The organism is Oleiphilus sp. HI0117 (assembly GCF_001635235.1).
Genome location: NZ_LWGA01001036.1, coordinates 1 through 1,887, shown reverse-complemented (window position 1 = coordinate 1,887; position 1,887 = coordinate 1). Strand labels below are relative to the sequence as shown.

The window sequence follows — 1,887 nt, the reverse complement described above, 5'->3', positions numbered from 1 at the left end:
TTTATAGTCTAGTCAGTGATTAGGCTTTCATATCGTTTATCTGTCAGTAGTTTTAAAAATGCGACTAGCGCATCAATACGCTTGTCATCTAGCGCAGGGCCTGATTGAAGTTCCTCAAAAGAGATTGTTTCGTGGAATTCTGGCTTATCCCAGCTTTCGCCCGTTTCTGGGTTTATCTGACGCTTGGCGCTTTTGGAGTTATATTTGTTATAGAAGTCGATAACTGTTCGAAGCTCTTTAAAAACACCGTTGTGCATGTAAGGGCTGGTGACGGCGACATTTCGAAGCGTTGGTGTTTTGAATTTTCCTTTATGCTTTTCATCGTGGACTTGAGCGTTCGCGAGTAGACCTATATCGACATAGTCTTCGTCGAGCTTGTTTTGTTTTCGAACAGCAAGGTTTGTCGGTATACCAATGTTGTGATACTCATAATTGCTGAAGGTTTCATCCGGCGCGGTTGGGCTGCTTCGTAATTGGTGGCATTGGTTACAGTTGGTGAATTGCTGCGAGAAGAATAAGGTCATTCCAAGTTCTTCTTGCTTACTAAGTTCATATTCGCCTCTTAAATAGCGGTCATACTTTGAGTCGAAGGGAGAGAAAAAATCGGTTTTTTCAAAGGCTGCGATGCTTTCGGCCATGGCGTCATAGAGCTTCCCCGGTTTACTTAATATGTCTTTTCCAAATAGGCTAGAGAAGGCTTGTTTATAGACCTCCGATTCAAGTAGACGTGCTTGCATACTTTCTTTGTTAGGTATACCCATTTCGATACCTGCGAGTGGAGGACCTTTCGCTTGGTCAGCCAGTGTTGCTGCTCGGCCATCCCAGAACTGTCCTCCAACATGCTTTCCTTTCTTATTAACATGAAAGATAGGAATCTGGTTCGCATAGCTGCTGGTTGGTGCGCTACGGTCACCAAAAGATTGTTGATCGTCACCTAACGAAACCATTCCTTCAAGGTGAGTATGCCTTGTGTCATGTGTGCGCTTATCGACAAACCCTGTCGCAGGGTTATGGCAGCTAGAGCAAGATTGAGTCCGGTTTAATGAAAGGTTTGGGTCGAAGTAGAGTAGTTCACCTAGGGCTTCTTTAGAGTTTATTTGTGCAAGGGCAATGTGGCTGGAACAGATTGCTATCAACATGAATAGACTTAACGCTAGCTTGGAATGGCCTTTCCGGTATGTGAAAAAGACTGGCAGGGGGCGGGCTGTGTTCATAGTTAGAGATTCCGGTCTAAGCTGGTAATGTGGGTATTAGATATATAAATGATAATTAATACAAGGTGAGAATAATTCCTGTTACCATTTGTTGATCCAAGTCAATTCTGTAAGTTTGTGTGAGTGTAAGTGGTGAGATGTAAGTTCAGTATTAGCTAATGTAGCCTTGTGCGCTAAGGCACAAGCTTTATAACGACTGACACGCGGTGCGTAGGCGGTAGATAGGGTAAGCTTAAAACATATCAAATTTAGGAGTTTCTTGTGTCTTCCATACCTTCAAAATTACTTATGCTGAAAACCCTTAGTGAAGTGCCGCGTAGTGAGTATTCTGATGTTCGAGTACCTAAGAATTTAAATAATACGAAGGAAAGGTTGGGCTTTTTAAAGATGCTTAGGCAAAAGCCGAGTGCGCAACAAAAGGTTAGTAGCGCCAAACCCAGGTTGTTAACCTTTAATGCGGCGGTTTGGTTGAGTTTGGCGCAAGCAGCGAAAAAACCGGTATCTCTTTGGTTAAGCTACAAAGATGCACAGGGAGAGAATACGATCTTGGTTGACGAGCAGTGTATGGGAGAATCTAAGTCTGCAATGTTATCTGGTAATGTGAGCTTTAAGGTGAGTGGAAATCTAGAATACCTGAGGGCTTGCTGTGGAGGGGTAGATGAAAAGCAGAGTC

At 43.3% G+C, this 1,887-nt stretch carries 2 protein-coding genes; one reads left to right on the top strand and one right to left on the bottom strand.

Annotated elements, in window-relative coordinates; translation table 11 throughout:
- Positions 1 to 8 precede the first annotated feature (8 nt).
- Positions 9 to 1,139 carry a cytochrome-c peroxidase gene (locus A3757_RS18615; RefSeq protein WP_068511209.1) on the bottom strand — a complete coding sequence of 377 codons (1,131 nt, stop codon included), beginning with the start codon at positions 1,137 to 1,139 and terminating at the stop codon, positions 9 to 11.
- Between the two features lie 336 nt (positions 1,140 to 1,475).
- Between A3757_RS18615 and A3757_RS18610 the strand changes: the two genes are divergently transcribed.
- Positions 1,476 to 1,887 (top strand): hypothetical protein (locus A3757_RS18610; protein ID WP_156506410.1); only part of this gene is annotated, 412 nt, incomplete at its 3' end.